Annotated in this window: 24 protein-coding genes; 15 read left to right on the top strand and 9 right to left on the bottom strand. The window is 71.6% G+C overall.

Features of this window, described 5'->3' with window-relative positions:
• From EU555_RS27535 to EU555_RS27520, 4 genes are all read left to right on the top strand, one after another.
• Positions 1-729, top strand: coding sequence for an ATP-binding cassette domain-containing protein (locus tag EU555_RS27535; protein ID WP_135418629.1), 729 nt, complete (start codon positions 1-3; stop codon positions 727-729).
• Positions 726-1,427: an ABC transporter ATP-binding protein gene (locus tag EU555_RS27530; protein ID WP_135418589.1), complete on the top strand. Its 702-nt coding sequence runs from the start codon at positions 726-728 to the stop codon at positions 1,425-1,427. The genes EU555_RS27535 and EU555_RS27530 overlap by 4 nt, the downstream gene beginning before the upstream one ends.
• A gap of 344 nt (positions 1,428-1,771) precedes the next feature.
• The gene (locus EU555_RS27525; RefSeq protein WP_135418588.1) at positions 1,772-3,286 is read left to right on the top strand and encodes an amidase; all 1,515 of its coding nucleotides are present in this window, start codon (positions 1,772-1,774) and stop codon (positions 3,284-3,286) included.
• An 8-nt stretch (positions 3,287-3,294) separates the two neighbouring features.
• Positions 3,295-3,591, top strand: coding sequence for a putative quinol monooxygenase (locus EU555_RS27520; protein ID WP_135418587.1), 297 nt, complete (start codon positions 3,295-3,297; stop codon positions 3,589-3,591).
• A 333-nt stretch (positions 3,592-3,924) separates the two neighbouring features.
• Here the strand turns inward: EU555_RS27520 and EU555_RS27515 are convergent, their stop codons facing one another.
• Positions 3,925-4,293, bottom strand: a complete 369-nt coding sequence (locus EU555_RS27515) for a winged helix-turn-helix transcriptional regulator (protein WP_135418586.1) — start codon at positions 4,291-4,293, stop codon at positions 3,925-3,927.
• Positions 4,294-4,428: 135 nt separating this feature from the next.
• On the opposite strand from EU555_RS27515, the gene EU555_RS27510 reads away from it, so the two are divergent.
• The gene (locus EU555_RS27510; RefSeq protein WP_135418585.1) at positions 4,429-5,037 is read left to right on the top strand and encodes an NAD(P)-dependent oxidoreductase; all 609 of its coding nucleotides are present in this window, start codon (positions 4,429-4,431) and stop codon (positions 5,035-5,037) included.
• Positions 5,038-5,076: 39 nt separating this feature from the next.
• On the opposite strand, the gene EU555_RS27505 is transcribed toward EU555_RS27510, so the two are convergent.
• Complete coding sequence (locus tag EU555_RS27505) at positions 5,077-6,015, bottom strand: pirin family protein (protein WP_135418584.1); 939 nt, start codon at positions 6,013-6,015, stop codon at positions 5,077-5,079.
• A 304-nt stretch (positions 6,016-6,319) separates the two neighbouring features.
• Between EU555_RS27505 and EU555_RS27500 the strand changes: the two genes are divergently transcribed.
• The 6 genes from EU555_RS27500 (at position 6,320) to EU555_RS27475 (ending at position 11,290) form a co-directional block, all read left to right on the top strand.
• Positions 6,320-7,111 carry a class II glutamine amidotransferase gene (locus EU555_RS27500; protein ID WP_135418583.1) on the top strand — a complete coding sequence of 264 codons (792 nt, stop codon included), beginning with the start codon at positions 6,320-6,322 and terminating at the stop codon, positions 7,109-7,111.
• Positions 7,112-7,256: 145 nt separating this feature from the next.
• Entirely contained in the window at positions 7,257-7,979 is a 723-nt protein-coding gene (locus EU555_RS27495) for a sigma-70 family RNA polymerase sigma factor (RefSeq protein ID WP_135418582.1), read from the top strand.
• 140 nt (positions 7,980-8,119) lie between these two features.
• Positions 8,120-8,530, top strand: coding sequence for a DUF1236 domain-containing protein (locus EU555_RS27490; RefSeq protein ID WP_135418581.1), 411 nt, complete (start codon positions 8,120-8,122; stop codon positions 8,528-8,530).
• Between the two features lie 246 nt (positions 8,531-8,776).
• Entirely contained in the window at positions 8,777-9,031 is a 255-nt protein-coding gene (locus tag EU555_RS27485) for a hypothetical protein (protein ID WP_135418580.1), read from the top strand.
• 154 nt (positions 9,032-9,185) lie between these two features.
• Entirely contained in the window at positions 9,186-9,959 is a 774-nt protein-coding gene (gene tam, locus EU555_RS27480; protein ID WP_135418579.1) for a trans-aconitate 2-methyltransferase, read from the top strand.
• A gap of 188 nt (positions 9,960-10,147) precedes the next feature.
• Positions 10,148-11,290 carry a glycosyltransferase family 2 protein gene (locus tag EU555_RS27475; RefSeq protein WP_135418578.1) on the top strand — a complete coding sequence of 381 codons (1,143 nt, stop codon included), beginning with the start codon at positions 10,148-10,150 and terminating at the stop codon, positions 11,288-11,290.
• Between the two features lie 28 nt (positions 11,291-11,318).
• On the opposite strand, the gene EU555_RS27470 is transcribed toward EU555_RS27475, so the two are convergent.
• Positions 11,319-12,116: a class I SAM-dependent methyltransferase gene (locus tag EU555_RS27470; RefSeq protein ID WP_135418577.1), complete on the bottom strand. Its 798-nt coding sequence runs from the start codon at positions 12,114-12,116 to the stop codon at positions 11,319-11,321.
• Positions 12,113-13,261, bottom strand: a complete 1,149-nt coding sequence (locus EU555_RS27465; protein ID WP_167858673.1) for a DegT/DnrJ/EryC1/StrS family aminotransferase — start codon at positions 13,259-13,261, stop codon at positions 12,113-12,115. The genes EU555_RS27470 and EU555_RS27465 overlap by 4 nt, the downstream gene beginning before the upstream one ends.
• 422 nt (positions 13,262-13,683) lie before the next feature.
• On the opposite strand from EU555_RS27465, the gene EU555_RS37750 reads away from it, so the two are divergent.
• Entirely contained in the window at positions 13,684-14,382 is a 699-nt protein-coding gene (locus EU555_RS37750; protein WP_135418575.1) for a hypothetical protein, read from the top strand.
• Between the two features lie 78 nt (positions 14,383-14,460).
• On the opposite strand, the gene pssA is transcribed toward EU555_RS37750, so the two are convergent.
• The 4 genes from pssA to EU555_RS27440 all read right to left on the bottom strand — a co-directional run bounded on the left by pssA (position 14,461) and on the right by EU555_RS27440 (position 20,484).
• Positions 14,461-15,327 carry a CDP-diacylglycerol--serine O-phosphatidyltransferase gene (gene pssA / locus EU555_RS27455; protein ID WP_135418574.1) on the bottom strand — a complete coding sequence of 289 codons (867 nt, stop codon included), beginning with the start codon at positions 15,325-15,327 and terminating at the stop codon, positions 14,461-14,463.
• Between the two features lie 14 nt (positions 15,328-15,341).
• Positions 15,342-16,055, bottom strand: a complete 714-nt coding sequence (locus tag EU555_RS27450; protein ID WP_135418573.1) for a phosphatidylserine decarboxylase — start codon at positions 16,053-16,055, stop codon at positions 15,342-15,344.
• Positions 16,056-16,141: 86 nt separating this feature from the next.
• Positions 16,142-18,418 (bottom strand): fused MFS/spermidine synthase, encoded by a 2,277-nt coding sequence (locus tag EU555_RS27445; protein WP_135418572.1) that lies wholly within the window; start codon positions 18,416-18,418, stop codon positions 16,142-16,144.
• A 68-nt stretch (positions 18,419-18,486) separates the two neighbouring features.
• Complete coding sequence (locus EU555_RS27440; protein WP_205821007.1) at positions 18,487-20,484, bottom strand: ABCB family ABC transporter ATP-binding protein/permease; 1,998 nt, start codon at positions 20,482-20,484, stop codon at positions 18,487-18,489.
• A gap of 292 nt (positions 20,485-20,776) precedes the next feature.
• Between EU555_RS27440 and EU555_RS27435 the strand changes: the two genes are divergently transcribed.
• Complete coding sequence (locus EU555_RS27435) at positions 20,777-21,697, top strand: class I SAM-dependent methyltransferase (RefSeq protein ID WP_167858672.1); 921 nt, start codon at positions 20,777-20,779, stop codon at positions 21,695-21,697.
• Between the two features lie 43 nt (positions 21,698-21,740).
• On the opposite strand, the gene EU555_RS27430 is transcribed toward EU555_RS27435, so the two are convergent.
• Entirely contained in the window at positions 21,741-23,087 is a 1,347-nt protein-coding gene (locus EU555_RS27430) for a LysM peptidoglycan-binding domain-containing protein (protein ID WP_135418570.1), read from the bottom strand.
• Positions 23,088-23,321: 234 nt separating this feature from the next.
• Here EU555_RS27430 and EU555_RS27425 point away from each other — a divergent pair, with 234 nt between their 5' ends.
• Positions 23,322-23,915 (top strand): LOG family protein, encoded by a 594-nt coding sequence (locus EU555_RS27425; protein ID WP_135418569.1) that lies wholly within the window; start codon positions 23,322-23,324, stop codon positions 23,913-23,915.
• Between the two features lie 169 nt (positions 23,916-24,084).
• Positions 24,085-24,279, top strand: coding sequence for a DUF1737 domain-containing protein (locus EU555_RS27420; RefSeq protein WP_135418568.1), 195 nt, complete (start codon positions 24,085-24,087; stop codon positions 24,277-24,279).
• Positions 24,280-24,404: the final 125 nt, after the last annotated feature.

Genomic DNA, 24,404 nt, shown 5'->3' with positions numbered 1-24,404 from the left:
GTGGATCCCCTCGTCCCCCTGCTCAAGACCGAGCATCTGACGATGCGCTTCGGCGGCGTCGTCGCCAACGACGACGTCAGCTTCACCCTGGGCGAGATGGAGCTGCGCTGCCTCATCGGCCCGAACGGCGCCGGCAAGAGCACCTTCTTCAAGATGCTGACCGGGCAGCTCACCCCGACCTCCGGCACGATCGCGTTCCGCGGCCAACCGCTGACGGGCCTGCAGAGCCATGAGATCGCGCGCCTCGGCATCGGCATCAAGACGCAGGTGCCGAACGTGTTCAACGGGTTGTCGGTGCGCGAGAACATCTGGCTCTCGGCCCGCCGCAAGACCACGCCGAAATTCACCAGGCCCCTGGTCGACGAGATCCTGGAGAAGATCCGGCTGACGCATCTCGCCGGGGCCACGGTCGGCCAGCTCTCGCACGGCCAGCGGCAATGGGTCGAGATCGGCACGGTGCTCGCCGGCGACCCCGACCTGATCCTCCTGGACGAGCCGGCCGCCGGCATGACCGACGAGGAGACCCACCGCACCGCCGAGATCATCCGCGAGATCAACAAGACCCGGGCGATCGTCGTGGTCGAGCACGACATGGCGTTCATCAGGATGATCGCCCGCACGGTGACCGTGTTTCACCAGGGCCGGATCATGATGGAGGACGGGATCGACGCCGTGCTGGCCGACCGGCGGGTGCGCGATGTCTATCTCGGCAAGAAGGTGGCGGCATGAGCGCGTTGCTGGACGTCGAGAACCTGCGGGCGAGCTACGGCCGGGTGCCGATCCTGATGGGCGTGGACTTCACGCTGGCGCCGGGCGAATATCTCGGCATCCTCGGCCATAACGGCATGGGCAAGACCACGCTGATGCGGACCCTGATGGGCCACATCCCGGCCACCGCCGGCGCGGTTCGCTTCGCCGGCACCGACGTGACGCGGATGCCGATCCACCAGCGCGCTCGCTTCGGCCTCGGCCTGGTGCCGCAGGGCCGCGAGATCTTCGCCACCCTCAGCGTGCGCGAGAACCTGCGCATGGGGCTCGCCAGCGCGCGCAAGGAGGACCCCCGCATCATCGACGACGTGCTCGCCGACTTCCCCCGCCTCGTGCGCCTGCTCGACCGGCGCGGCGGCGCCCTCTCGGGCGGCGAGCAGCAGCTGCTGGCGCTCGCCCGCTGCCTCTGCACCCGGCCGAAGCTCGTCCTCCTCGACGAGCCCACCGAGGGCATCCAGCCGTCGATCATCGAGGAGATCATCGAGACGCTGCTCGCCTTGAAGAAGCGCTGGGACCTGTCGATGATCATCGTCGAGCAGAACCTCGACTTCATCAGCTCGCTCTCCGACCGGGTGCTCGGCATCCAGAAGGGCCGCATCACCGGCGAGGTCTCGCGCGAGGACCTTCTGTCCGGGCGGATCGGCATGGCGGCGGCATGATCGAACCGGTGTTCACTTCTCTCGACAGATGATTCACCCTCCTGGTCATTCCGGGGCCGTGCAGCGGAGCCCGGAATCCAGAGCTGCCGATGTTCCAGGATAAAGCGGGCCGCAATCCGTCCGATTCTGCAAGATCAGCGGTTCTGGATCCCGGGCTCTCGCCTTCGGCAAGCCCCGGAATGACGCGGAGGGATCAGTGCACCTCACAGAACTCCCGCTGCGCCGGAGCCGCCACACTGGGCAAGGCCGGTGATCGGGAGTTTCGTGAGAGACACCAAACAGGCGACCGCCGGTTCTCTGGTCGCCCGACGACCAATCACCTGAAGCCTGCAAGGAGACGCCCCATGGCCATCACCCGCCCGAGCGCAGCCCAGGTCCGCGAGCTCGCCGCCAGCCTCTACATGTCGCTCTCGCACGAGGAGGCCGCCGCCTACCGGGCGCTGATGGACGCCTCGTTCGACGCCTACGACGTCGTCGACGCCCTGCCCGACCACATCCCCGCGGTGAAGTATCCCCGCACCCCGGGCACCCGGCCGGCCCCGGAGGAGAACCCCCTCGGGGCCTGGTACTGGAAGAGCACCGTCAAGGGCGCCGACACCGGCAAGCTCAAGGGCAAGACCGTCGCGCTCAAGGACAACGTCGCGCTCGCCGGCGTGCCGATGATGAACGGCGCCTCGACCCTCGAGGGGTTCGTGCCGGCGGCCGACGCCACCATCGTGACCCGGATGCTGGATGCCGGCGCCACCATCCTGGGCAAGGCGGTGTGCGAGCATTTCTGCCTCTCGGGCGGCAGCCACACCTCGGATCCGGGGCCGGTCCACAACCCGCACCGGATGGGCTACTCGGCCGGCGGCTCGTCCTCGGGCAGCGGCGCGCTGGTGGCCGCCGGCGAGGTGGATCTCGCGATCGGCGGCGACCAGGGCGGGTCGATCCGCATCCCCGCCTCGTATTGCGGGATCTACGGCATGAAGCCGACCCACGGCCTCGTGCCCTATACCGGCGTGATGCCGATCGAGACCACGATCGACCATACCGGCCCGATGACCGCGAGCGTGGCCGACAACGCCCTGCTGCTCGAAGTCCTGGCCGGGGCCGACGGCCTCGATCCGCGCCAGTACGCGCCGCAGGTCGCGGCGTATACGGAAGCGCTCAAGAAGGGCGCGAAGGGCCTGAAGATCGGGCTGCTGCTCGAAGGCTTCTCGGCGCCGGGCATGCAGGAGGCGGTGGCCGACAAGGTCCGGGCCGGGGCGGCGCGGTTCGAAGCGCTCGGCGCCACCGTCGAGGAGGTCTCGCTGCCGGCCTACCGGATTGCGGCCTCGGTGTGGACGCCGATCGGCCTCGAAGGGCTGACCCAGCAGATGATGCTCGGCAACGGCATGGGGTTCAACTGGAAGGGCGCCTACGACGTCGGCCTGTTCGACGCCCACTCCGCCTGGCGCGACAAGGCGGACGACCTGTCGGAGACGCTGAAGATCTCGATGCTGATCGGCCAGTGGGGCCTGACCCATTATCGCGGCCGCTACTACGCCAAGGCGCAGAACCTCGCCCGCAAGGTGCGGGAGGATTTCGCCGCGACCTTCGCGCAGTACGACCTGCTGCTCTGCCCCACCCTGCCCTGCACCGCCACCAAGCTGCCGGAGAAGGGCGCGCCGCTGGAGGAGATCATCGTCCGCGCCTTCGAGATGGTCGCCTCGACCTCGCCGATGGACGTGACCGGCAACCCCTCGATGTCGATCCCCTGCGGCCTCGTCGACGGCCTGCCGGTCGGCCTGATGCTGACCGCGAAGGACTGGAACGAGAGCGCGATCTACCAGGCCGCCGCCGCCTTCGAGGCCGCCGGCGACTGGAAGACCTTCTGAGCGGGCCCATGAAGACGATCAGCGCCATCCTCCGCGCCAAGCCGGGCGCGGAGGAGACCCTTCGCGCCGCCCTCCTCGACGTGGCGGCGCACGTCGCCGCGAACGAGCCGGACACGGTCGGCTTCTTCATCTCGCAGGACGACGGCGATCCGGCGCGCTTCACCACCTACGAACGGTTCACGGATCAGGCGGCGATGGACCGGCACAACGGCTCGGAGGCGGTGGCGCGGTTCTTCCGCGTGGCCCAGCCGATCCTCGACGGGGAGGTCATCCTGGTGACGGCGGACGAGATCGCCTGCCGGTGACGTCGTCGATGCACCGTCTCTCCGGGGGTCCGTTCCGATAACGGGAGAGCATGCCTCCCGCTCCCGTCGGCGCAGCACGATCGCCTGAGCCTCATTCCGCCGGCTGTGCCTCGCCCACGTCCCGCCAGGCCTGTGCGGCGAGCGGGGCAAACCCTCGATCCCCGCGACGATGCGGAGGGCCGGATGGGATGATCGTCTCCATCATCCCATCCGCCGCATGCGATGGACCGGGCCGGGCGGGAGCGGGGATCCCGCGCCAAGTCGGCGCGTCGCGATCGGGCGGAAATCGCATGATCCGTCGTCGGGCGAAACCGGGCATGGGTCCCGAATCCCTCACCCCGCCCCCTTCTGCCGCCGCGCCGCAACGATCGCCCCGTGGTTCACCTCCGCCCACCGGATCAGCTCCCGCATCGGGCCGAGGAACGAGCGCCCGAGGGCCGTCAGCCGGTACTCGACCCGGGGCGGCACCTCGGCATGGACCTCGCGCGCCACGAAGCCGTCCTGCTCGAGCCGGCGCAGGGTCTTCGACAGCATCTGCTTCGAGATGTCGCCGATCTCGCGCTCGAGCTGGCTGAAGCGCCGCACCCCCGGCTCCAGCCCGATCAGCACCAGGAAGCTCCACTGATCGCCGATGCGGTCGAGGACGTCGCGGATCGGGCAAGGAAACTCGGAGATGTCGGCTGGCCTGATCTGATCGAGCATCCGTCACATCCTGTGGTCATCCCGCGCTGACCTGGTCCCGCGACGATGACGTCTTGCGCGGCCGGGCAGCGGGAGCTAGCTCTGTGCACGGTCTCGATTGTAGACCAGATCGCGGAATCGAACAAAGAGATCCACATGGCCAGGGTTGCCGTCATCGGCGCGACCGGGAACGTCGGCGCGCGTCTCGTCACCGAACTGGTGGAGCGGGGCCACCGCGTCACCGCGATCGCCCGCAACCTCGCCGGCGTCGCCTCGGCGCAGGCCGAGGCGGTCCCCGGCGACGTGCGCGATCCCGCGGGCTTGAGCCGCCTGCTCGCCGGGCACGATGCCGTGGTGAGCGCCGTGCGCTTCGCCGACACCGACCCGCAGATGCTGATCGGCGCCGTCCGCGAATCGGGCGTGACCCGCTACCTCGTGGTCGGCGGCGCCGGCTCGCTCGAAGTGGCGCCCGGCCAGCGGCTCGTCGACCAGCCCGGCTTTCCCGAGGCCTACAAGGCCGAGGCGCTGCGCGGCGCGGCGTTCCTCGACGCGTTGCGCGCGGTGACCGACCTCGACTGGACCTTCCTGTCGCCCTCGGCGCTGATCGAACCGGGGGCGCGCACCGGCCGGTTCCGCCTCGGCCGCGACGGCCTCCTCGTCGGCGAGGGCGGCAGCCGCATCTCTTACGAGGATTACGCCGTCGCCCTCGTCGACGAGATCGAGCGCCCGGCCCATCTCCGCCAGCGCTTCACCGTCGGCTACTGAGGAAGGCGCGCCGGCAGCCGCTCCCGGCCGCCGGCCGGATCACGGGTAGCGGACCGGCGGGGGATCCTCCGGCAGCGGGATGAACTCGGCGTCGTTCGGCACCGTGTCGAACCGGCCCTGGCGCCAATCCTCCTTCGCCTGCGCGATCCGCTCGGGCCGCGAGGAGACGAAGTTCCACCACAGGTGACGCGGGCCGTCCATCGGCTCGCCGCCCAGCACCATGAAGCGGGCATCCTGCGTCGCCCGCACGCTGATGCGGTCGCCGGGCCGGAAGACCAGGAGCTGGCCGGGACCGAAGCCGTCATCGGCGATCTCGATCGCGCCCGCGACCGTGTAGATCGCCCGCTCGTCGTAGTTGGGGTCGAGCGGCAGCACGGCACCGGCCTGGAGCGCCACGTCGGCATAGACCATCGGGCTCGAGGTGCGCACCGGCGAGCGCGCCCCATAGGCCTCGCCGGCGATCAGCCGGACGGTCTTGCCCTCGCCCGAGACGATCGGCAGCGCGGCGGCGTCGTAATGCTCGAAGGCCGGGGTCGTCTCCTCGTCCTGCGCCGACAGGGCGACCCAGCTCTGGAGGCCGAACAGCCGCGAGCCGGTCTTCCGGAGCGCGGCGCCGGTGCGCTCCGAATGGGTGATGCCGCGCCCGGCGGTCATCCAGTTCAGCTCGCCCGGCCGGATCGGCAGCTCAGTGCCGAGGCTGTCGCGGTGCATGATCTCGCCGTCGAACAGGTAGGTGACGGTGGACAGCCCGATATGCGGATGGGGCCGCACGTCCATGCCCTGCCCGAGCAGGAACTCGGACGGGCCCATCTGGTCGAAGAAGATGAAGGGGCCGACCATCCGGCACTCGGTCGAGGGCAGCGCCCGCCGGACGGCGAAGGAGCCGAGATCGCGCGAGCGCGGCACGATCAGGCTCTGGATCGCGTCGCAGCTGAAACGGTCGCCCGGGATCGGATCATCGGCACTGTGCCAGCTCATCGCCCTGCTCCTTCTCTCGACGGCCCCGACGCCCCGGGACGGACGGTACATTCGTCACCGCCGGATCTCGAGGCCCGGAGCCTCCGCCGCGGATGCGGCGACGACCAATACCCTGGAGCCGAAAATCATGTTTGGAAATGGAAACGATCGAAACGCATCGTTTCCATTTTCGGCAGCCTGCGAACCGGCGCCGACCGGATGACCGCCGTCCTGGCGGTCGCAAGCCGGCCGACGCGCGCAGGGGGAGCGCGGGATTCGCGCCCGTTCACTCCCCGCTCACGGCTGCGGCGCTATAACGGTCGCCATGTGCGAACTGCTCGGCATGAGCGCCAACGTCCCGACCGACATCCGCTTCAGCTTCGCCGGCCTGGCGCGCCGCGGCGGCGAGACCGGGCCGCATCAGGATGGCTGGGGCATCGCGTTCTACGAGGGGCGCGGCTGCCGCAGCTTCCACGACCCGGAGCCGAGCGCCCGCTCGGAGATCGCCCGGCTCCTGCGGCAATACCCGATCAAGAGCCGGATCGTGATCGCCCATGTGCGCCGGGCCAATCGCGGCCGGGTGACGCTGGAAAACACCCACCCGTTCAGCCGCGAATTGTGGGGCCGCACCTTCACCTTCGCGCATAACGGCCAGCTCAAGGGCGTGAAGCGCCTCAAGCTCGGCCGCTTCCGGCCCGTCGGCACCACCGACAGCGAGCACGCCTTCTGCTGGATGCTCGGCCGGCTCGAGGAGCGCTGGGGGGCGCTGCCGAAGCCCACGCGCCTCGACGGGGCGGTGCGGGAGCTCTGCGCCGAACTGCACGGGCTCGGGGTGTTCAACATGCTGCTCTCCGACAGCCGCACCCTCTACGCCCATTGCGGCAAGCGGCTCTGCACCCTGACCCGCCGGGCGCCGTTCGGCACCGCGACGCTGGTCGACGAGGATTGGCGGGTGGATTTCGCGCATGAGACCACGCCCGACGACATCGTGACGGTCGTGGCGACGCGCCCCCTCACGCGGGACGAGAGCTGGACCGACCTCGCCCCCGGCGAGGTTCTGGCCTTCCGCCTCGGCGTCCCGGACGGCGACGAGACCGGGGCTGGCCTCGGCGGCTGAGCGCGGAGGCCTCATCGAAGCCGTCGCGGCGAGGCGCCCTCTTGAGTGAGTCAGCCTCTTGGTCCCGGCCTGTTTCTCGCTAAGGTTGCCCTTTCCTGTCGCGGCCCCCGGGCCCATCTTCCTCTGGCAGCCAGACGCGAGAGCCATGACGCGAGACACCGCCCCGAATCCGTCGGCCGAGGCCCGTCCCGGCCTCTCGGCCAGCATCCGGTCGCATCTCGGCACGCAGCTCCGGGCGACCTACGAGTCCCTCGGCAACGCCGATCCGGACAACCGCTTCGCCGAGCTGGTGGCGCGTCTGGAGGCCGCCCTCAAGGTGCAGGGCGAGGTCGTCCTGCCGGAATTCCGCGACGGGCTGCTGCAAGCGGTGCCGTCCTTGCGCGCCTTCGCGCTGTCGCTGACCAGCAATCCGGCCCGGGCCGACGACCTGGTGCAGGACACGCTGCTCAAGGGCTGGCAGCACCGCGCGCGGTTCCAGGCCGGCACCAACCTGAACGCCTGGCTCTTCACCATCCTGCGCAACATCTTCTACTCCGACCACCGCAAGCGCGTGCGCGAGGTCGAGGACCAGGACGGCTCCTACGCGGCGCGGCTCGCCACGGCGCCGCACCAGGGCGACCGCCTGGACGTCGAGGACCTGCAGAGCGCGCTCGCCAAGCTGCCGCCGGACCAGCGCGAGGCCCTGGTGCTCGTCGGCGCCGAGGGCGTCTCCTACGAGGAGGCGGCAGCGATCATGGGCTGCAAGGTCGGCACGGTGAAGAGCCGCGTCAGCCGCGCCCGCGGCCGGCTGGCGGAGCTTCTCGGCTACGACGAGGAAGATCTCGGCACCGACCGTCTGATCCAGTCGGCGATGCCCAAGGACGCCTGATTCGGTGGAAGGTACTCCGGGGAGGTTTATGCGACATTTCGGCCGCAGTGATTGAACCGTTTCGCCGACGGCGACGTTAGCACCCCCGAGAGCCGCCCCGCTCGACCGGGGCGGATTGGACCGAAACGGAGACCGATCCGATGAAGACCAAGACCTTCCTGGCCGCCGCCGCCCTCGCCCTCTCCCTGCCGATGGCCGCCCATGCCCAGGGCCTGATCGGCGGCGCCCAGCGCGGCGCCGAGGATGGTGCGGACGCCGCCGGCCCGGTCGGCGCGATCGTCGGCGGCGCCGTCGGTGCGGCGACCGGTGCAGTCGGCGGCCTGCTCGGCGTCGACGACCGTCCCCGCTTCCGCACCTACGCCGTGCGCCAGCACCGCTCCTACAACTGGGACGGCGATGTGGCGGTCGGCACCGTGCTGCCCTCCGCGGGCGTGAGCTACTACGAGGTTCCGTCCGAGTACGGCATCCGCGGCCGCCGCTACACCGTGGTCAACGACCGTGTGGTGCTGGTCGATCCGGGCACCCGCCGCATCGTGCAGGTCATCGACTAAGCGTCGTCGACCAAGCGGGGATCCGTGCCGCCCCGTGCGGCACGGCCCGGACTTCGGAAGCCCCGGCCCCGCGCCGGGGCTTTCTGCTGTCCGGGACCGTGATGTCACCCCTGCGATACGGGAAACCTTGCAACGAAACGGTCCCGGTCCTCGTTCTGCTTCGGCCGAGACAGGGGCGGGCTGATCCGACGGGCGACAGCCGCTCCGCTCAGCCTGATCCCGCCGACCCCAAACGACACGGACCCCATGCCCTCCGACCCGCACGAGAACCACGACGCCGCGCTGCCGGAGCCGGTGCGCGAGCACCTCGGGCAGCAGCTCCGCTCGGTCTACAACGCCGAGGCCGAGAAGCCGCACTACCTCGGCGATCCCGGCCTGCCGCCGGAATTCGCCCCGCAGCTGCGCCGGCTCGAGGGCCGCCTGAAGGCCCACGACACGGGCCGCGAGGCGGTGGAGGACGCCCTGAAGGACATCCTGGGCGCGCTGCCCCCCAAGGCCTGAGGGGGGGAGCCCTCAGGGGCAGGAGCCCTCAGGGGCGTCCGCCCCGGCCCGACCGTCTTGAATTCCGCGCGCGCGTCGGGTCTCCTCGCCAGGATCGTGCGAAACGGCGCGCCCTCACGTCCCGCCGCGCACGACCATGGTGGGGAGCCGGGCGATGGCGGATTGGGATGCGGGCCAATACCTGAAATTCGCCGACGAGCGGACGCGGCCCGCGGCGGACCTGCTGGCGCGGGTGCCGCTCGCGACGGCGGCGCAGGTCGTCGATCTCGGCTGCGGGCCCGGCAACAGCACCGCGCTCCTGGCCGCCCGCTTCCCGTCCGCGGCGATCACCGGCCTCGATTCCTCGCCCGCCATGCTGGCGCAGGCCCGCCGGACCCTGCCGGGCCTGTCCTTCGTCGAGGCCGACCTCGCCGCCTGGGCGCCCGACGCGCCGCAGGACCTGATCTTCGCCAACGCGGTGCTGCACTGGCTGCCGGACCACGCGCGGCTGCTGCCGCGCCTCGCCGGTTTCCTGGCGCCGGGCGGCTGCCTCGCCGTGCAGATGCCGGACAACCTCGACGAGCCGTCCCACCGACTGATGCGCGACGTGGCGGAGGACGCGCCGTTCCGCAGCCTCCTCGCCGAGGCCGCCGACGCCCGCACCACGCTCGGCAGCTTTCGCGATTACGACGCGTGGCTGTCGCGGGCCGGCTGTACGGTCGACCTGTGGCGCACCACCTACGTCCATCCGCTCCCGGGCCATCGCGGCATCGTCGAATGGGTGCGCAGCACGGGCCTGCGGCCATTCCTCGCGCCTCTCGACGGCCCGGCGCAGGCCGATTACCTCGCCCGCTACGAAGCGGCCCTGGCGCAGGCCTACCCGGCACAGGACGACGGCCGGGTGCTGCTGCCGTTCCCGCGGCTGTTCCTGGTGGCGCGGCGCGCCTGACGTCAGACGCCGCGAATGTCGGCGCCGTCCGGACCAATGACAGCCCGGTCGCGCCGGGGGCCGGACGCCGCGTCACGTTGCTGTTATGTGTCTGTGAAAGTCATGGTACTCCCGCCAGTACCGGCTTAGACCGGTCCTCCTGCCGCGCATCCGCGACCGGCAGGGCTCGCCAGGGACATCCGGTGTCGATGCAGATCCACCTCTATTGCATGTGCCTGAACGAAGAGAAGATCATTCCCTATTTTCTGGCGCATTATCGCGATCTCATCACCAAGTTCTACGTCTTCGACAACGGCTCCACGGATCGGAGCCTGGACCTGCTCGCAGGCGACGAGAGGATCTCGGTCGCGCAGGTCGCCACGCAGGCCGATTCGTTCGCCGACACCTATACGTCCCTGATGAACAACGCCTGGAAGGGGTCACGGGAGAGCGCGGACTGGATCGTGACGGCGGAGATGGACGAGCATCTCCACCACCCGGACCTGCCGGCCTATCTCGGACATTGCCGCCGCGAGGGTGTCACCGTGCTGACCACCGTCGGCTACAACATGATCGCCGAGCGCTTCCCCACCGATCCCCGGCCGCTCTGGCAGCAGATCGTCCGCGGGGCACGGGCGACCGCCTACGACAAGCCTGCGATCTTCGACCCGCAGGCCATCGACGAGATCAATTACGGCCACGGCCGGCACGGGGCCTCCCCGAGCGGCCGGGTCGCCTACGAGGCGCGGCGCCAGGTCAAGCTGCTGCACTACAAGAGCCTGGGGCTCGACCACGTCTGCGAGCGCAACGACATCCTGGCCCAAGGCCTGCGGAAGGTGGACCTGGCGGAGAGGCACGGGGAGCACTACCTGCGCAACCGCGCCGAGACGCGGGCGGATTTCGAGACGATCCGGGCCCATGCGCGCCGCGTCCCGGGCCTTCGCCTCGACGGGGCGCCGCCGGAGCCGATCCTCGAGGACGAGCTCGACCTGCTGAGCCGCTCGGGCCTGTTCGACGCGGCGGACTACCTCGCCCGCAACCCGGACGTGGCGGCGGCCGGCATCGCGCCGCTGATGCATTTCTGCACGTTCGGCTGGCGGGAAGACCGGTCGCCGAACCGGCATTTCAGCCCGTCCTGGTACCGCCGCACCTACCGGGACTCGGTGGCGGAGGACATGAACCCGCTGCTCGATTACGTGCTCACCGGGGAGCGCCTCGGCCGCTTCCCGGCCCCGCATTTCGACCCCGAGTTGTACCGGGCGGCCGAGGGGCTGCCGGTGGGCGTGAGCCCGCTCGGGCACCTGCTCGCGACGGAGCGCGCCGCGAGGAGCGGCGGCGAGCCCTCGGCGTGAGGCGGCCCCGCGCGAGGGCGGGATCGCGTCAGGCCTCGCGGTAGCCCCAGGCGAGGATGTGCTTGCCGGCATCCGCTAGGGCCGGGACCTCCCGCAGGCGGCGCTCGAGGGCGAGCAGAGCCTCCTCGTCCGCCTGGATCGCCGCGCTGCAGGCCTCGCGGCCCTGCGCGCTCGCCGAGACCAGGATGCCGCGGGTTTCGACCGCGCCCAAGCCGGCCTCGCGCATCAGCGCGGCGATGCCGCCGGCATCGAACAGGTGGACGCCGGAGCGCCGGCCGCCATAGCTGAAGACGCCGCAGCCCTCGTCGAGCCGCGTCAGCGCCTCCTCGGTCCGGCCGAGGCGCAGGAGCTCGAAGGTGAGGGCGATGCGCGAATCGACGAGGACGCAGACGAGGCCGCCGGGCCTGACCCAGTGCACGAGACGCGCCATGGCCGCGCGCGGATCGACGGCGTATTGCAGCGACCCCATCGCCAGGACCGCGTCGGACGCGGCCTCAGGCAGCACCGCCTCCTCCATCGTGTCGGGGAGAAGCGTGAAGCCGTGGGCGAGCGCGGGCTTGCCCGCCAGCACCGCGCGCATCTCCGGCGAGGGCTCGATGCCGATGACGGCGTGACCGAGGGTGCGCAGCCGCTCGGCGTTGCGCCCGGTGCCGCAGCCGACATCGACCACCGTGCCGATGCGGGCCGGCAGCAGCGCGGCCACCCCCTCCCAGGCCAGGCGCTCGTAGACCCTGCGCATCGGCTCGGTGTCGAAGCTGCGGTCGTACGCGGCCGCGAAGGCGTCGTAGAGCGCAACCGCCTCGGCGACGGTCGGGGAGTGGCTCATCGGCAGATCTCCCGCAGCACGTCCGCGACGCGGTGGACGTCCTCCATCGTCATCGTGTCGTGCAGGGGCAGCGACAGCATCCGGCCGCCGACATCCTCCGCCACCGGCAGCGGCCCGGCGCGGCAGGTTTGCTGGAAATAGGGCTGCGCGCCGAGATGCGGGTCGTAATAGGTCCCGATCTCGATGCCGGCCGAGAGGGCACGGCGGATCACGTCGTCGCGCTCGGACCGGCCTCCCCGCGGCAGCAGCGCCGGCAGGAAGACGTGCGCCTGCACGGCGGCGGTGCTGCGCTGGACCGCCAGGTCCGGCAGGAGCGCGCGGTAGGACGCGGCCAGGACCTCGCGGTGCCGCACGGCCGCGGCCAGGCGGTCGAGCTGGACGAGGCCCATCGCCGCCGTCACCTCGTTGAGCTTGGCGTTGAGGCCCGGCAACGACGCGGAGCGCCCCGCCGCGAAGCCGAAATTGGCCATGGCGCGCAGCGCGCGGATGGGCTCGGGATCCGCCGCATAGACGAACCCGCCCTCGAGGGTCGCGAACGGCTTCGTGGCGTGCATCGAGTAGACGCTCGGCCAGGCCTGCCCGGCTCCGGGCGTCAGCCCGGCCTCGTCGCGGCTGCCGACCGCCGCCGCGGCATCGACCACGACGGCGGCCCCGGTCGTCCGCGACAGGCGGTCGTAGTGCGCGGCATCGATCGGAGCGCCGAAGGTCGTGCAGGGCACCACCACGGCGATCTCCTCGCCGTATCGCGCGGCGAGGGCGTCCTCGGCGCCGGGCGCCGCAAGCCAGGTCTCCGGATCGATGTCGCACAGGAGCGGGGTGAGACCGCACCAGAGCGCGGCCTGGGCGGTGGCCGCGAAGGTGAAGGCCGGCATCAGGGCGTAACGCCGGCGCGGATCCGCGGCGCCGACCGCCTGCCGGATCGCCAGCATCAGCCCGAGGGTGGCGTTGCCCACCGTGACGCAGGCGCCGACGTCACCGAACAGGTCCCGCACCAGCGCCCGCTCGAGGCGCTCGTTGACCGGACCATAATTGCTGAAGCGGCCGGAGGCCTCGATCTCCCGGACGATCTCCATGATGTCGCTCAGCCGCGGGGGATTGGGCTTGATCAGCCGCAGCGGCGCGTCGGGATCGTCCCCGCGCGGCACGCGGGACTCGGGCGGATCGGCCGGAATGGGAGCTATTCCCCAGGCTTGCATCGAGATGCGGGAACCGGAATGTCGACAACCCGACAGTATCGACTAGGGTCGCTGGATCGCCTGGACGCTCGATAGCGCGATTCAACAGCGTCATCCAGCTTTCCTCGCGGATTTGCAGTTGAGGACTCCGCTGCCGCCCTCGTCCTGCCGGCTCCGGATCCGGACCGGGCGCCGCGCCTCGACATCGCGCGTTGGAGGGACCAGTATTGTCCAGTCGGGCGGGGCCGTGCGCCAATCTCCGCAAGACGAGAATGGGTGCCAGGTCAGCACCGGGTGCGTCGCCACACCGCGGCCGTACGGCCGAGGGTGCACAGGAGGGACGGCTTCCTCACCGAAGCGGCACCCTCTCCCGCATGGAGGAGATCCCGACGATGAAACTGCCTTCTCTCGCCGCAGCGGCCGCGCTGTTCCTGGCCGTCACGCCCGCCCTCGCGCAAGGCACGCCGGCGCAGCGGGCCGCCTGCACCTCGGACGCCATGCGCCTGTGCTCGTCCTACATCCCGAATGTCGGGGCGATCGCGTCCTGCCTGCGGCGGGAGAAGGCGAGCCTGAGCGCGGCCTGCCGCACCGTGATGGACGCCGCCGAGGCCCCGGCCCAGCGCACCGCCGAAGCGCCCAGGACCCTCTCTCCGCGGTCGCCGGCGCCCAGGGCCGCCATCCAGGCCGCCGAGCCGCGGCTGACTCCGCGCACGATGGTGCGGTCCCGCGCGGTCGCCCGGGCAGAGACGCCGGTCGTCGGCCGGCGCGCGGTCGCGCGCCGCTACGCCACGGCCCGCCCGGTCTACGAGCCGCGCCGCATGGTCGTCCGCAACCGGGCCATCCGGTACGCCGCCGTGCGGCACCGGCGCGGGGCCGGGCAGATGGCGGGCCTCGCCGGATTCGGCGGCCGCTCCTCCGAGATGCGCCAGGCGATGTACTGGATGAACCGCCTCGGCGGCCTGAGCGGCATGATGGGCGGCATGGCCGGCATGGCCGGCGGCATGGGTGGCGGAGGGATGGGCGGCGGCGGCATGTCCCTCGACGCGATCCGCGACATGCGCATCGGCGACCTGATGGGCCTGATGCAGTGAGACCGGTTCCGGAAGGGGGCTTCCGGAACCTCGCAGCGCAGCCCGGGAGGCGGGATTCCGGGTCCCGCCCCAGGCCTGTCAGGCGGCCGGCGCCGCGTCGCCGGCCGCGGCCTCCGCCTTGGCCCGGCGGCGGTACTGGTTGGCGCCGATCGGGATCAGGCACAGATAGGCGAGGCTCAGGAGCGCCAGGACCTCGAACGGGAAGCTGATCAGCAGCCCGAACCCCGCCACCGTGACGACGAAGATCGGCAGCACGTATTCCCGCGGCACGCGCTTGCCCACGGTCTTGCCCGAGAAGGTCGGCACCGTGGAGATCACGAGGAGCGCGATCACCAGCATGTAGACGAGGGCGACCGGCGCCAGGCTCGGGGCCATCTCGAAGCCGAGGAAGTGCAGGTAGAGCGGCAGCATCACCGTGAGCGCCCCGGCCGGGGCCGGCATGCCGACGAAGAAGTCCTTCTTCCATTCCGGCCGGTTGGGGTCGTCCAGCATCACGTTGAAGCGGGCAAGCCGCAGCGCCATCGCGATGGCGAAGATGAGCGCGACGATCCAGCCCAGCGACTTCAGGTTGTGCAAGACGAAGCTGTACAGGATCAGCGCCGGGGCACAGCCGAAATTGACGAAGTCGGCGAGCGAATCGAGCTCGGCGCCGAAGCGCGAGGTGCCCTTGAGCAGCCGCGCCACCCGCCCGTCGACGCCGTCGAGGACGGCGGCGGCGACGATCGCGATCACCGCCGGCTCGAACTTGCCCTCGAAGCCGAACCGCACCGCGGTGAGCCCGAGGCAGACCGCCATCAGGGTGATCATGTTGGGGATGATCATCCGCACCGGCACCGGCTTGAACCGGCGCGACCTCGGCTCGTTGGGCTTGGCGTCGGCCGACGGATCGTCCGACTTGGGCTCGTTCGTCGGCTCGGGCGCGAAGGGCGGGAAGAGGTCGTCCATGCCGTCCCTCCCTGTCAGACGCGGCGGAACTGCCGCACCGGGCCGGCCCCGCGCAGGTCGGCCAGCACGGTCTCGCCCGCCACCGCCTTCTGGCCGAGGCCGACCATCACCCGGGTGCCGGCCGGCAGGTAGACGTCGACCCGCGAGCCGAAGCGGATCAGGCCGAAGCGGTCGCCGACCACGAGGTCGTCGCCGGGCTTGATCCAGTCGACGATGCGCCGCGCCACCAGGCCGGCGATCTGCACCACGCCGATGCGGACCGTCTCCGCCCCCTGCCGGGTCTCGATGACGAGGCCGTTGCGCTCGTTGTCCTCGCTCGCCTTGTCGAGCTCGGCGTTGAGGAAGAGGCCCGGCGTGTAGTGGACCTGGTCGATGCGGCCGGTGACCGGCACCCGGTTCACGTGGCAGTCGAACACGTTCATGAACACCGAGATGCGCAGCATCGGCTCGGAGGGCAGGTCGAGCTCGGAGGGCGGCAGCACGGTGCTGATCAGGTTCACCCGCCCGTCCGCCGGCGAGACCACCAGCCCCTCGCCCACCGGCACGATCCGCTCGGGGTCGCGGAAGAAGTAGCAGACCCAGAGGGTGAGGAGCAGGAAGATCCAGCCGAGGAACTGCACGAAGGTGCCGGCCAGCACCGTCAGCACGATGCCGATCGCGATGAAGGGGTAGCCCTCCTTGTGGATCGGCACCAGCACGCGGCGGATCGTCTCGAACAGGTCGGTCATAAGTCCTCGGGTGAATCCTCGGGCCTCGATCCGGGCGCGAACGCGCCCGGTTCAGCGCCCGCGGATGGCAGGCGCGTGGCCCGGCGTCAATCGTTCGAAGGACGCGGGAGCGCCAGCTTGTCGGCCATCGCCTGGAGGATGTTGGAGAAATCGTCGGTCCAGGGCCGCCGGCTCATGTCCGGGGCGATCCGCACCCAGGCCGGATCGGCGGCGAGCGCACCGAGATGGGCCGGGTCGCGGGCCAGCACCGCGACCGTGGCCGGCGCCCGGAACCGCACCGCGTCGAAGGCGAAGGTTTCCCGGGCAACGTACGTGGACAGGCCGAACTCCGCCCCGACCCGGGCCACGATGCGGCCGAGATCGAGGTGGCGGTTGGTGATGTGCATCACCAGCACGCCGTCGGGCGCCAGCCTGGCGAGGTAGAGCGCCAGGGCCTCGCGGGTGAGGAGGTGGGCCGGGATCGCGTCGGACGAGAAGGCGTCGATCATGAGGAGGCCGAGCCCGCCCGGCCCGCCCGGGGCGTCGGCGAGGGTCAGGCGGGCATCGCCCAGCACGACCGGCATGTCGGGGCCGCAGGCCGAGAGGAAGCGGAACCGCGCGGGATCCCGGGCGATGCGCGCCACGGCCGGGTCGATCTCGTAGAAGCGCCAGGCCTCCGCTCCCGCCCGATGGCAGGCGAGGCTGCCGGTGCCGAGGCCGACCACCGCGACAGAGCCGAGCGAGCCGCCCCGCGCCGCGCGAGCCGCCCGGATCGCAGTGCCGAGCGGCCCCTCCGGCGTGTAGTAGACGAGGGTCTCGGGCGTGCCGTCGGCGGGCGTGCCGTCCGGGTTCCTGAGGCGCATCGCCCCGTGCGCGGTGGTGCCGTGCATGAGCAGGCGCACCTGCCCGTCCGGCGTCTCGACGATCCGGTGGACGCCGAAGAACGACCGCAGGCTGACCGCCGAGTCCGCCCGCATCGCGGACAGGCAGGCCGCAAGCGCGAGCAGGGCCGCCACCGCCAGGCGGTGCGGCTGGCGCCAGCTCGCCGCCAGCAGGCCGGCTCCGGCGAGGACGAGGAGTTGCGGCAGGGCGGCGACCCCGAGCGCCTGTCCGGCGAGCACCATGATCGCGGCGGCGGCAAAGCCGGCCAGGGCGATCGGCCCGGCCTCGGCAAGCCAGGCGCGGGCGCCGCCGGCAAAGAAGCCCGGCCGGCAGGCCAGGGCGGCGACGATGAGGAGCGGGTACTCGACCACCCGCGAGAAGACCTGGGGCGCGGCGAGCCCGCAGGCGATGCCGCCGAGCACGCCGCCGAGGGAGACGCAGACGTAGAACTCGGTCAGCCGGTCCGGGGCCGGGCGCAGGTGGTAGAGCGTGGCGTGGCAGATCAGGGCGCTGACGACGAACAGGCCGAGATGGAGCGCGAGCCCGCCCCAGAGCCCGAAGCCGAGGATGGTGCTCGCGAGCGCCAGCGCCGTGCCCCAGACCTGGAGACCGAGCAGCGCGCGGCCGGGCAGAGCCATGCCGTCCCGGAACGCGACCACGAAGGTGAGGAGGAAGAGCGCGAGCGGGACGACCCACAGGAAGGGTGCGGCCGCGACGTCGGTCGAGATATGGGCGGTGACCGAGACCAGGAGGGCGGAGGGCACGAGCGCGAGCCCGATCCAGGCGCCGCGCCGGCGCCAGCCCGGTGCGGCCGAGGCCGGCGCCGCCGCCCCCACCGCCGTCTCGCTCGGTCCGCCCGCCCCCGAGGCGAGGCCTGAGGCCAGGATGAGACCGCCGAGGACGACGAACCCGGCGAACCAGGCCTCGGCCTGCAGCCGCAGTGGCAGGATCGGCTCGATCAGCACCGGATAGGCGACGAGGGCCGCAAACGAGCCGAGATTCGAGGCGGCGTAGAGGAAATAGGGGTTGCCGGAGCGGGCATGGCCGGAGCGGGCGAACCAGGCCTGGAGCAGCGGGCCGTTCGCCGAGAGGGCGAAGAACGGCAGCCCGACCGCCGTCGCGAACAGCCCGACGAGCCAGAGCGCCTGGTCCTCCGCCGGCGGGTGGCCGAAGCCCGCCGGCACGCCGATCGGCAGGCTGAGACCAGCGACGAGCATCAGGGCGAGATGCAGGAGGAGCGCCGCCCGGGTGCCGAACCACCGGGCGAGCAGGTGGGCGTAGAGGTAGCCGCCGAGCAGCAGGGCCTGGAACACCACCAGGGCGACCGACCAAGTCGCCGGGCTGCCGCCGAGGCGGGGCAGCACCAGCTTGGTGAACATCGGCTGGACCGAGAACAGCAGGAACGCCGACAGCAGCAGCGCGGCCGCCGCCGCCGGGATCTGTGCACGGGCGAGGACCGGGCTGAGGCGGGGGGCCGCGTCGCGGAGCGTGGTGGTCGGCATGGGCGGGTCCGGCGAGAACCCCTCCAGTCTAGCCGGCCGCCTTTAAGAGGAGGTGCAGGGCGGGCGCCTCACGTCACCGAGGCGGGCTCGGGCGCCTTGGCAACAGGACCTGCGATCTCGCCCGGCTCGAGGTGCTGGCGCAGGCTCTCGCCCGAGTGCTCGGCTTCTTGCGCTTCCGCGCGCTTGAGCGCCTCGCGGGCGGCCTCCGCCTCGCGCTGGCGGTTCCACATCGCCGCGTAGACGCCGCCCTGCGCGAGCAGCGCCAGATGGGTGCCGCGCTCGGCGATGCGGCCCTGGTCGAGGACGATGATCTCGTCGGCGCCGACCACCGTCGAGAGGCGGTGGGCGATGACGAGGGTGGTGCGGCCGCGGCTCACCCGGTCGAGGGCGTCCTGGATCTCGCGCTCGGTGAAGGAATCGAGCGCCGAGGTCGCCTCGTCGAGGACGAGGATCGGCGGGCCCTTCAGGATGGTGCGGGCGATGGCGACGCGCTGCTTCTCGCCGCCGGAGAGCTTCAGGCCGCGCTCGCCGACCGGCGTGTCGTAGCCCTCCGGCAGGGCGGCGATGAAGCGGTCGATCTGGGCGAGGGTTGCGGCCTCCCGCACCTCCTCCTCCGAGGCCTCCCAGCGGCCGTACCGGACATTGTAGCCGATCGTGTCGTTGAACAGCACCGTGTCCTGCGGCACCATGCCGATGGCGGCGCGCAAGGAATCCTGCTGCACGCCGGCGATGTCCTGGCCATCGATCGTGATGCGGCCTCCTTGCGGCTCGTAGAACCGGAACAGCAGGCGCGACAGGGTGGATTTTCCGGCGCCGGACGGGCCGACGATCGCGACCGTGCGCCCGGCCGGCACCGTAAAGCTGATGCCGCGCAGGATCGGCCGCTCGGGCACGTAGGCGAAGTGCACGTCCTCGAAGCGCACCACCGCGTCGGACACCGCCAGCGGGGCGGCGCCCGGCCGGTCGGCGATCTCCGGGTTGCGGTGCAGGATCCTGAACATGTCGTCGATGTCGATCAGCGCCTGCTTGATCTCGCGATAGATCATGCCCATGAAGTTGAGCGGCATCGAGAGCTGCACCAGCATCGTGTTGACCAGCACGAAACCGCCGATCGTCGCCCGCCCGGCCATGATGTCGCGGGCGGCCAGCCACATCACCACGCTCATGCCGATCGTGAAGATCACCGCCTGGCCGGCGTTGAGCACCGCGAGGGAGACGTAGGTCTGGGTCGAGGCCTTCTCGTAGCGGGCCATCGACTGGTCGTAGCGGGCGGTCTCGCGCGCTTCCGCGCCGAAATACTTGACCGTCTCGTAGTTGAGGAGCGAATCGACCGCCTTGGTGTTGGCGTCGGTGTCGGAATCGTTCATCCGCCGGCGGATGGCGATGCGCCATTCCGTGGCCTTGTAGGTGTAGCCGAGATAGGCCGCCACCATGACGAGGACCACGACCGAGTAGAGGAGGTCGAACTCGTAGGCCAGCGTGCCCAGCACCAGCAGGAACTCGACGATGGTCGGCACCAGGGTCAGCACCATCAGGCGCGACAATTCCTCGATGCCGTTGCGGCCGCGCTCGAGCACCCGGGTCAGGCCGCCGGTCTTGCGCTCGAGGTGGAAGCGCAGGGACAGTTGGTGCATGTGCCGGAAGGTCTGCAGCGCGAGGCGCCGGACGGCGTGCATGGCGACCTTCGCGAAGAGGCCGTCGCGCACCTGCGTCAGCAGGGACATGGCGATCCGGGTAGCGCCGTAGAGCAGGATCATCAGCGCCGGCGCCGCCCAGATCCCGGTCGGCACCGCGCCGTCCTTCGCCCCGCCGCCCGTCACCCCGCCGCCCGTCACCCCGCCGCCTTGGCCCCCCACCACCGCCACCAGGGCGTCGGTCGCCCACTTGAAGGTGAACGGCATCGCCAGGGTGACCACCTTGGCGACGAGCAGGAGGCCGAAGGCGATGAAGACGCGCCGCTGCAGGTCGGGGCGACCATGGGGCCAGAGATAGGGCCAGAGGCGGCGGTAGGTCTCGACGAGGCCGGGCCGCTCGGGCTCGGCCGGTTGGGTCTTTTTGCTGGGCACGGGCCGGTTCCGGAGGAGATCGGCGCCGCATATAGGCCAAGTCGGAGAATCGAGACAGCGCGCCCGACGCGGCACGGCCTTGCGGCCGGGACGCTCTTGGCGCCGCAGGCCGCCGCTCCCGCCGCGAGGACCGAACCGGCGAAGCGTTGGCAGGCCAGCGCCAATCCGATTAGAAGGGCGGCGTTCCGACCGCGCCGGCGCGAGCGGTCCCGGCCCGTCGGCGCTCGCGGCCGGGGCGGTGTCCCGTCCCGGGCGGTCGATGCGTGTCCTCTCCCCACCGTCCGGATCGTCCATGCTTCTCCCGTCACCCCGCGATGTTCGGCGCCCCCGCACCGGGCCGGCCCTGCTGCCCGTGCACGGGTCCCCGTCCTGGGGCGAGGCCGGGACGGCCGCGGTGCTGGAACGCTGCCTCGCCCGCTGGCGGCGTTACGAGGCGGCGACCGTCGACCCGGAGGTCTCGGCCCATGACGACATGCTGGTCGACACGCCCGAGGGCCGGGCGCATTACCGGGGCGTCGGCCTCTCGGCCCTGCGCCTGATCACCGAGGCGATGCTGCTGAGCGGGCGCACCGACCCGACGCGGATCCTCGACCTGCCCTGCGGCGGCGGGCGGGTGACGCGCCACCTCGTCACGTTCTTCCCCGAGGCCGAGATCGCGGTCGCCGATCTCGACGCCCGCAAGGTGGCGGACGTGGTGGCGCAGTTCGGCGTGCGCGCGATCGAGAGCAGCCCGGATTTCTCCGCCCCGCTGCCCGGCTCCTACGACCTGATCTTCGTCGGCTCCCTGGTGACGCATTTCGACGCGGCGCTCTTCGCCCGGGCGACCAACGTGATGATCGACGCCCTCGCCCCCGGCGGCGTGCTGGTCCTGACCTCCGCGGGCCGCAACTGGGCAGCCCTCTCGGAGCGGCAGGACCGGGACGAGGGGCTGGTGCCTCTGCGCTGGTGGCGGGCGGCGCTGTCGCGGCTCGGCGGACCGAAGGTCTCCTACCGGCTGCGGGCGCTGGAGGGCGACTACGCCCGGCACGGCTTCGGCTACAGCGAGGTGCGCAGCTGGACCAAGCTCTACGGCCAGAGCTACGGCGGCAGCTACGCGGCGCCGTCCTGGCTGATGCGGGTCGTCGAGGAGCGGACCGACGCGCTGGTGCTCGGCTTCAAGGAGCGGGGCTTCGACGACCTGCTCGACGCCACGCTGATCCAGCGCGCCGGCTGAGTGCGGCCGGCACGAGCCGGCCGGTCGATGACGATGCGGGCCGTCAGCCCCGGTTGCCCGGCTCCCGCGCCTGCCCCTGCACCGGCGGCGCCTCGCCGGGCAGCACGAAGACCTGGCCGGGATAGATCCGGTTGGGGTCGCGGATCTGGCCCTGGTTGGCACCGAAGATCACGGTGTAGCGGAAGCCCTTGCCATAGGCCTTGCGGCTGATGCTCCAGAGGTTGTCGCCGCGGGTGACCTTCGCGGTGCCGATGCCGGGCACGAACACCGTGCCGGCATCGGCGAGCGCGGTCTCGGCCGCCGGGGACCGGGGCGCCGGGGGTGCCGCAGCGGGCGCATCGGCGGTCTGCGCCGGCGCGGCGGCGGGCGCCTCCGCGGGCGGAGCGCCGCGCAGCATCGGCTGGGGGGCGACCCGCCCGGGCGCCTCGGCGGCCGCGCCGGGGACCGGACGGCCGATGGCGGGCGGCGGCTCGAGGTTCGGCGGCACCGCGAAGGCGGTCTCGGCCCGCGTCCTGACCGCGCCGGAGGCCGGATCGACCTGATCGATCCGCACCCGGTAGTCGCCGGGCTTGACCCCGCGCCCGATCGTGAAGGCGATGCGGCCGTCGGGTCCGGCCTGCCCGGGGGCGACCAGCGTGTCGTTGAGGTAGAGGCGCAGGGCCGCCTTGGGCGCCCCCTGGGCGGTCACGTAGAGCCGCCCGCCCGCCTCGGCATCGACGCTGACGACCTTGACCGGCGCGGCCGCGGCCGGCGCCGGGGCGTTGGCCGGGGCCTTGTCGGCCGGGGTCTTGGTGGCAACCGTCGTGGAGCCGGCGGGTGTCCCGGCGGCGCCGGCCACCGGCTCGTCCGGGCGGGAGAGCACCGCCGTCGGCTTGCCGGGGGCGGTCACGGCGACGAGGGGGCGGCCGCGTCCGTCCGGCGCCACCACCACCACGGCACTGTCCTGGCCGAGCACCTGGGTGCCGTCCGGTGCGATCGCGCGCAGCGTGATCTCGCTGGTGCCCGGGGGCAGGAGGGGCGGCACCAGCGCGAAGTTGCCGGCCGAATCGGCCCGGGTGCGGGCGAAGGGCACACCGCCGCGCAGCATCTCGACCGTCGCTCCGGGCTGGCCGCGCCCGGCGACGACGCTCGCGCCGTCGGGCTCGACCCGGATGACGTCGAAGCTCGGCCCCGCGGGAGCTGCGGCAACGGGCGGCGCGGCGGCGGGCGCCGCGGGCGCCGCCGGGAGGGCGGCCAGCGGGGTCGGCGCGGAAGGCGGCTCGGCCGGGGCGGTCTCCGGCGAGACGAGCGAGAACAGGCGCGTGCCGCTCGCCGCGACGCCGATGAGCACGAACCCCGCGACGAGGCCGACGGACGCGAGGGCAAGCCCTCGCCGCAACTCCACCGTCATGGCGCAACACTCCCGGTCACAGGTCCCCCAGATCGACGGCGCAAAGGCCGACAGCTCTCATGCCGATGGTCCCGGGCGGCCGCGCGACCTTTCGCCTCCGGTCGACACGTCCGCGCCATCGCCCTCATATTAACAGGAGTGACGGGGCGAGACCACGCGGTGCGAGTCGCGCCGGCTCGGCCGGGAATTTGCGTAGGACAAGCCGGTTTCGGCTGCGAACGGTGCGGAGACTCGATGCGGACGGTGTGCGTGTATTGCGGTTCGGGTTTCGGGTCCGATCCGGTCTTCGAGGCGGCGGCGCGGTCGCTCGGCCGCAACCTGGCGGAGGCCGGAATCGCCCTGGTCTATGGCGGCGGCAATGTCGGGCTGATGGGCACCGTCGCGCGGGCGGTGCTCGACCATGGCGGCCACGTCACCGGCATCATCCCGGACTTCCTCAAGTCGCGCGAGCGCATGCTCGACGACGTGCAGGAGACGATCGTCGTCTCCGACATGCACACCCGCAAGAAGCTGATGTTCGACCGCTCGGACGCCTTCGTGGCGCTGCCGGGCGGCATCGGCACCCTCGAGGAGCTGGTCGAGCAGATGACCTGGTCGCAGCTCGGCCAGCACGCCAAGCCGATCCTGCTGCTCTCGGTGGCCGATTTCTGGGCGCCGTTCCTCGCCCTCCTCGACCACATGCGCCGCACCGGCTTCATCCGCCCGGGCCTCGACCTCAGCTACCTCGTGGCCGAGGAGCCGGACCAGGTGGTGCCGATGCTGCGCGCCGCCATCGGCCGGGCGGAGCCGCGGCCGGAGGCCGAGGCGCTCATCGAGGAGCGGTTCTGAGCCTCGCCCGGTTTCCTGGACCTGACATCGTCCGGGTCATCCCGGGGCCCCGAAAGCGGAACCCGGGATCCATGACCGCTGACGCGGAGTGACAAGGCGTCGCTGTTCCGCTGAATTCTGCATCGTTCGCGGTTATGGATCCCGGCATCCGGATCACGAGGAACGCGCCTTGGACACGAAGCCCCCGAACGACATGCTCCCCTACCGCCTGATCACCGGCAAGGACGATGCCGCGTTCTGCCGCCGGGTCTCGGAGGCGCTGGCGCTGGGTTACAGGCTCTACGGCTCGCCCTCCTGCACCTTCAACGGCACGGACGTGATCGTGGCGCAGGCGGTGGTCTGGCCGTCGGTCGTCAAGGAGTAGAAGCAGAGCGAGGACGAGTCCGCTCCCCTCGCTCTGCCGAGACGGTCTAGGGCCTGTTGTCACTTGAACCTATTGCGGTCGTGAGCGTTTCCGCGCTTTGAGCGAGGAGACGCGATGCTGACGGA

It is taken from the genome of Methylobacterium nonmethylotrophicum (genome assembly GCF_004745635.1).
Taxonomy (GTDB): Bacteria; Pseudomonadota; Alphaproteobacteria; order Rhizobiales; family Beijerinckiaceae; genus Methylobacterium; species Methylobacterium nonmethylotrophicum.
This window is presented reverse-complemented; position numbering and strand designations above follow the sequence as displayed.

What these genes read in the sequence shown, in the direction of transcription:
- EU555_RS27530 (WP_135418589.1), top strand. Translation starts at nt 726, where the DNA reads ATGAGCGCGTTGCTGGACGTCGAGAACCTGCGGGCGAGCTACGGCCGG.
- EU555_RS27525 (WP_135418588.1), top strand. Translation starts at nt 1,772, where the DNA reads ATGGCCATCACCCGCCCGAGCGCAGCCCAGGTCCGCGAGCTCGCCGCC.
- EU555_RS27520 (WP_135418587.1), top strand. Translation starts at nt 3,295, where the DNA reads ATGAAGACGATCAGCGCCATCCTCCGCGCCAAGCCGGGCGCGGAGGAG.
- EU555_RS27515 (WP_135418586.1), bottom strand. Translation starts at nt 4,293, where the DNA reads ATGCTCGATCAGATCAGGCCAGCCGACATCTCCGAGTTTCCTTGCCCG.
- EU555_RS27510 (WP_135418585.1), top strand. Translation starts at nt 4,429, where the DNA reads ATGGCCAGGGTTGCCGTCATCGGCGCGACCGGGAACGTCGGCGCGCGT.
- EU555_RS27505 (WP_135418584.1), bottom strand. Translation starts at nt 6,015, where the DNA reads ATGAGCTGGCACAGTGCCGATGATCCGATCCCGGGCGACCGTTTCAGC.
- EU555_RS27500 (WP_135418583.1), top strand. Translation starts at nt 6,320, where the DNA reads ATGTGCGAACTGCTCGGCATGAGCGCCAACGTCCCGACCGACATCCGC.
- EU555_RS27495 (WP_135418582.1), top strand. Translation starts at nt 7,257, where the DNA reads ATGACGCGAGACACCGCCCCGAATCCGTCGGCCGAGGCCCGTCCCGGC.
- EU555_RS27490 (WP_135418581.1), top strand. Translation starts at nt 8,120, where the DNA reads ATGAAGACCAAGACCTTCCTGGCCGCCGCCGCCCTCGCCCTCTCCCTG.
- EU555_RS27485 (WP_135418580.1), top strand. Translation starts at nt 8,777, where the DNA reads ATGCCCTCCGACCCGCACGAGAACCACGACGCCGCGCTGCCGGAGCCG.
- tam (WP_135418579.1), top strand. Translation starts at nt 9,186, where the DNA reads ATGGCGGATTGGGATGCGGGCCAATACCTGAAATTCGCCGACGAGCGG.
- EU555_RS27475 (WP_135418578.1), top strand. Translation starts at nt 10,148, where the DNA reads ATGCAGATCCACCTCTATTGCATGTGCCTGAACGAAGAGAAGATCATT.
- EU555_RS27470 (WP_135418577.1), bottom strand. Translation starts at nt 12,116, where the DNA reads ATGAGCCACTCCCCGACCGTCGCCGAGGCGGTTGCGCTCTACGACGCC.
- EU555_RS37750 (WP_135418575.1), top strand. Translation starts at nt 13,684, where the DNA reads ATGAAACTGCCTTCTCTCGCCGCAGCGGCCGCGCTGTTCCTGGCCGTC.
- pssA (WP_135418574.1), bottom strand. Translation starts at nt 15,327, where the DNA reads ATGGACGACCTCTTCCCGCCCTTCGCGCCCGAGCCGACGAACGAGCCC.
- EU555_RS27450 (WP_135418573.1), bottom strand. Translation starts at nt 16,055, where the DNA reads ATGACCGACCTGTTCGAGACGATCCGCCGCGTGCTGGTGCCGATCCAC.
- EU555_RS27445 (WP_135418572.1), bottom strand. Translation starts at nt 18,418, where the DNA reads ATGCCGACCACCACGCTCCGCGACGCGGCCCCCCGCCTCAGCCCGGTC.
- EU555_RS27435 (WP_167858672.1), top strand. Translation starts at nt 20,777, where the DNA reads ATGCTTCTCCCGTCACCCCGCGATGTTCGGCGCCCCCGCACCGGGCCG.
- EU555_RS27430 (WP_135418570.1), bottom strand. Translation starts at nt 23,087, where the DNA reads ATGACGGTGGAGTTGCGGCGAGGGCTTGCCCTCGCGTCCGTCGGCCTC.
- EU555_RS27425 (WP_135418569.1), top strand. Translation starts at nt 23,322, where the DNA reads ATGCGGACGGTGTGCGTGTATTGCGGTTCGGGTTTCGGGTCCGATCCG.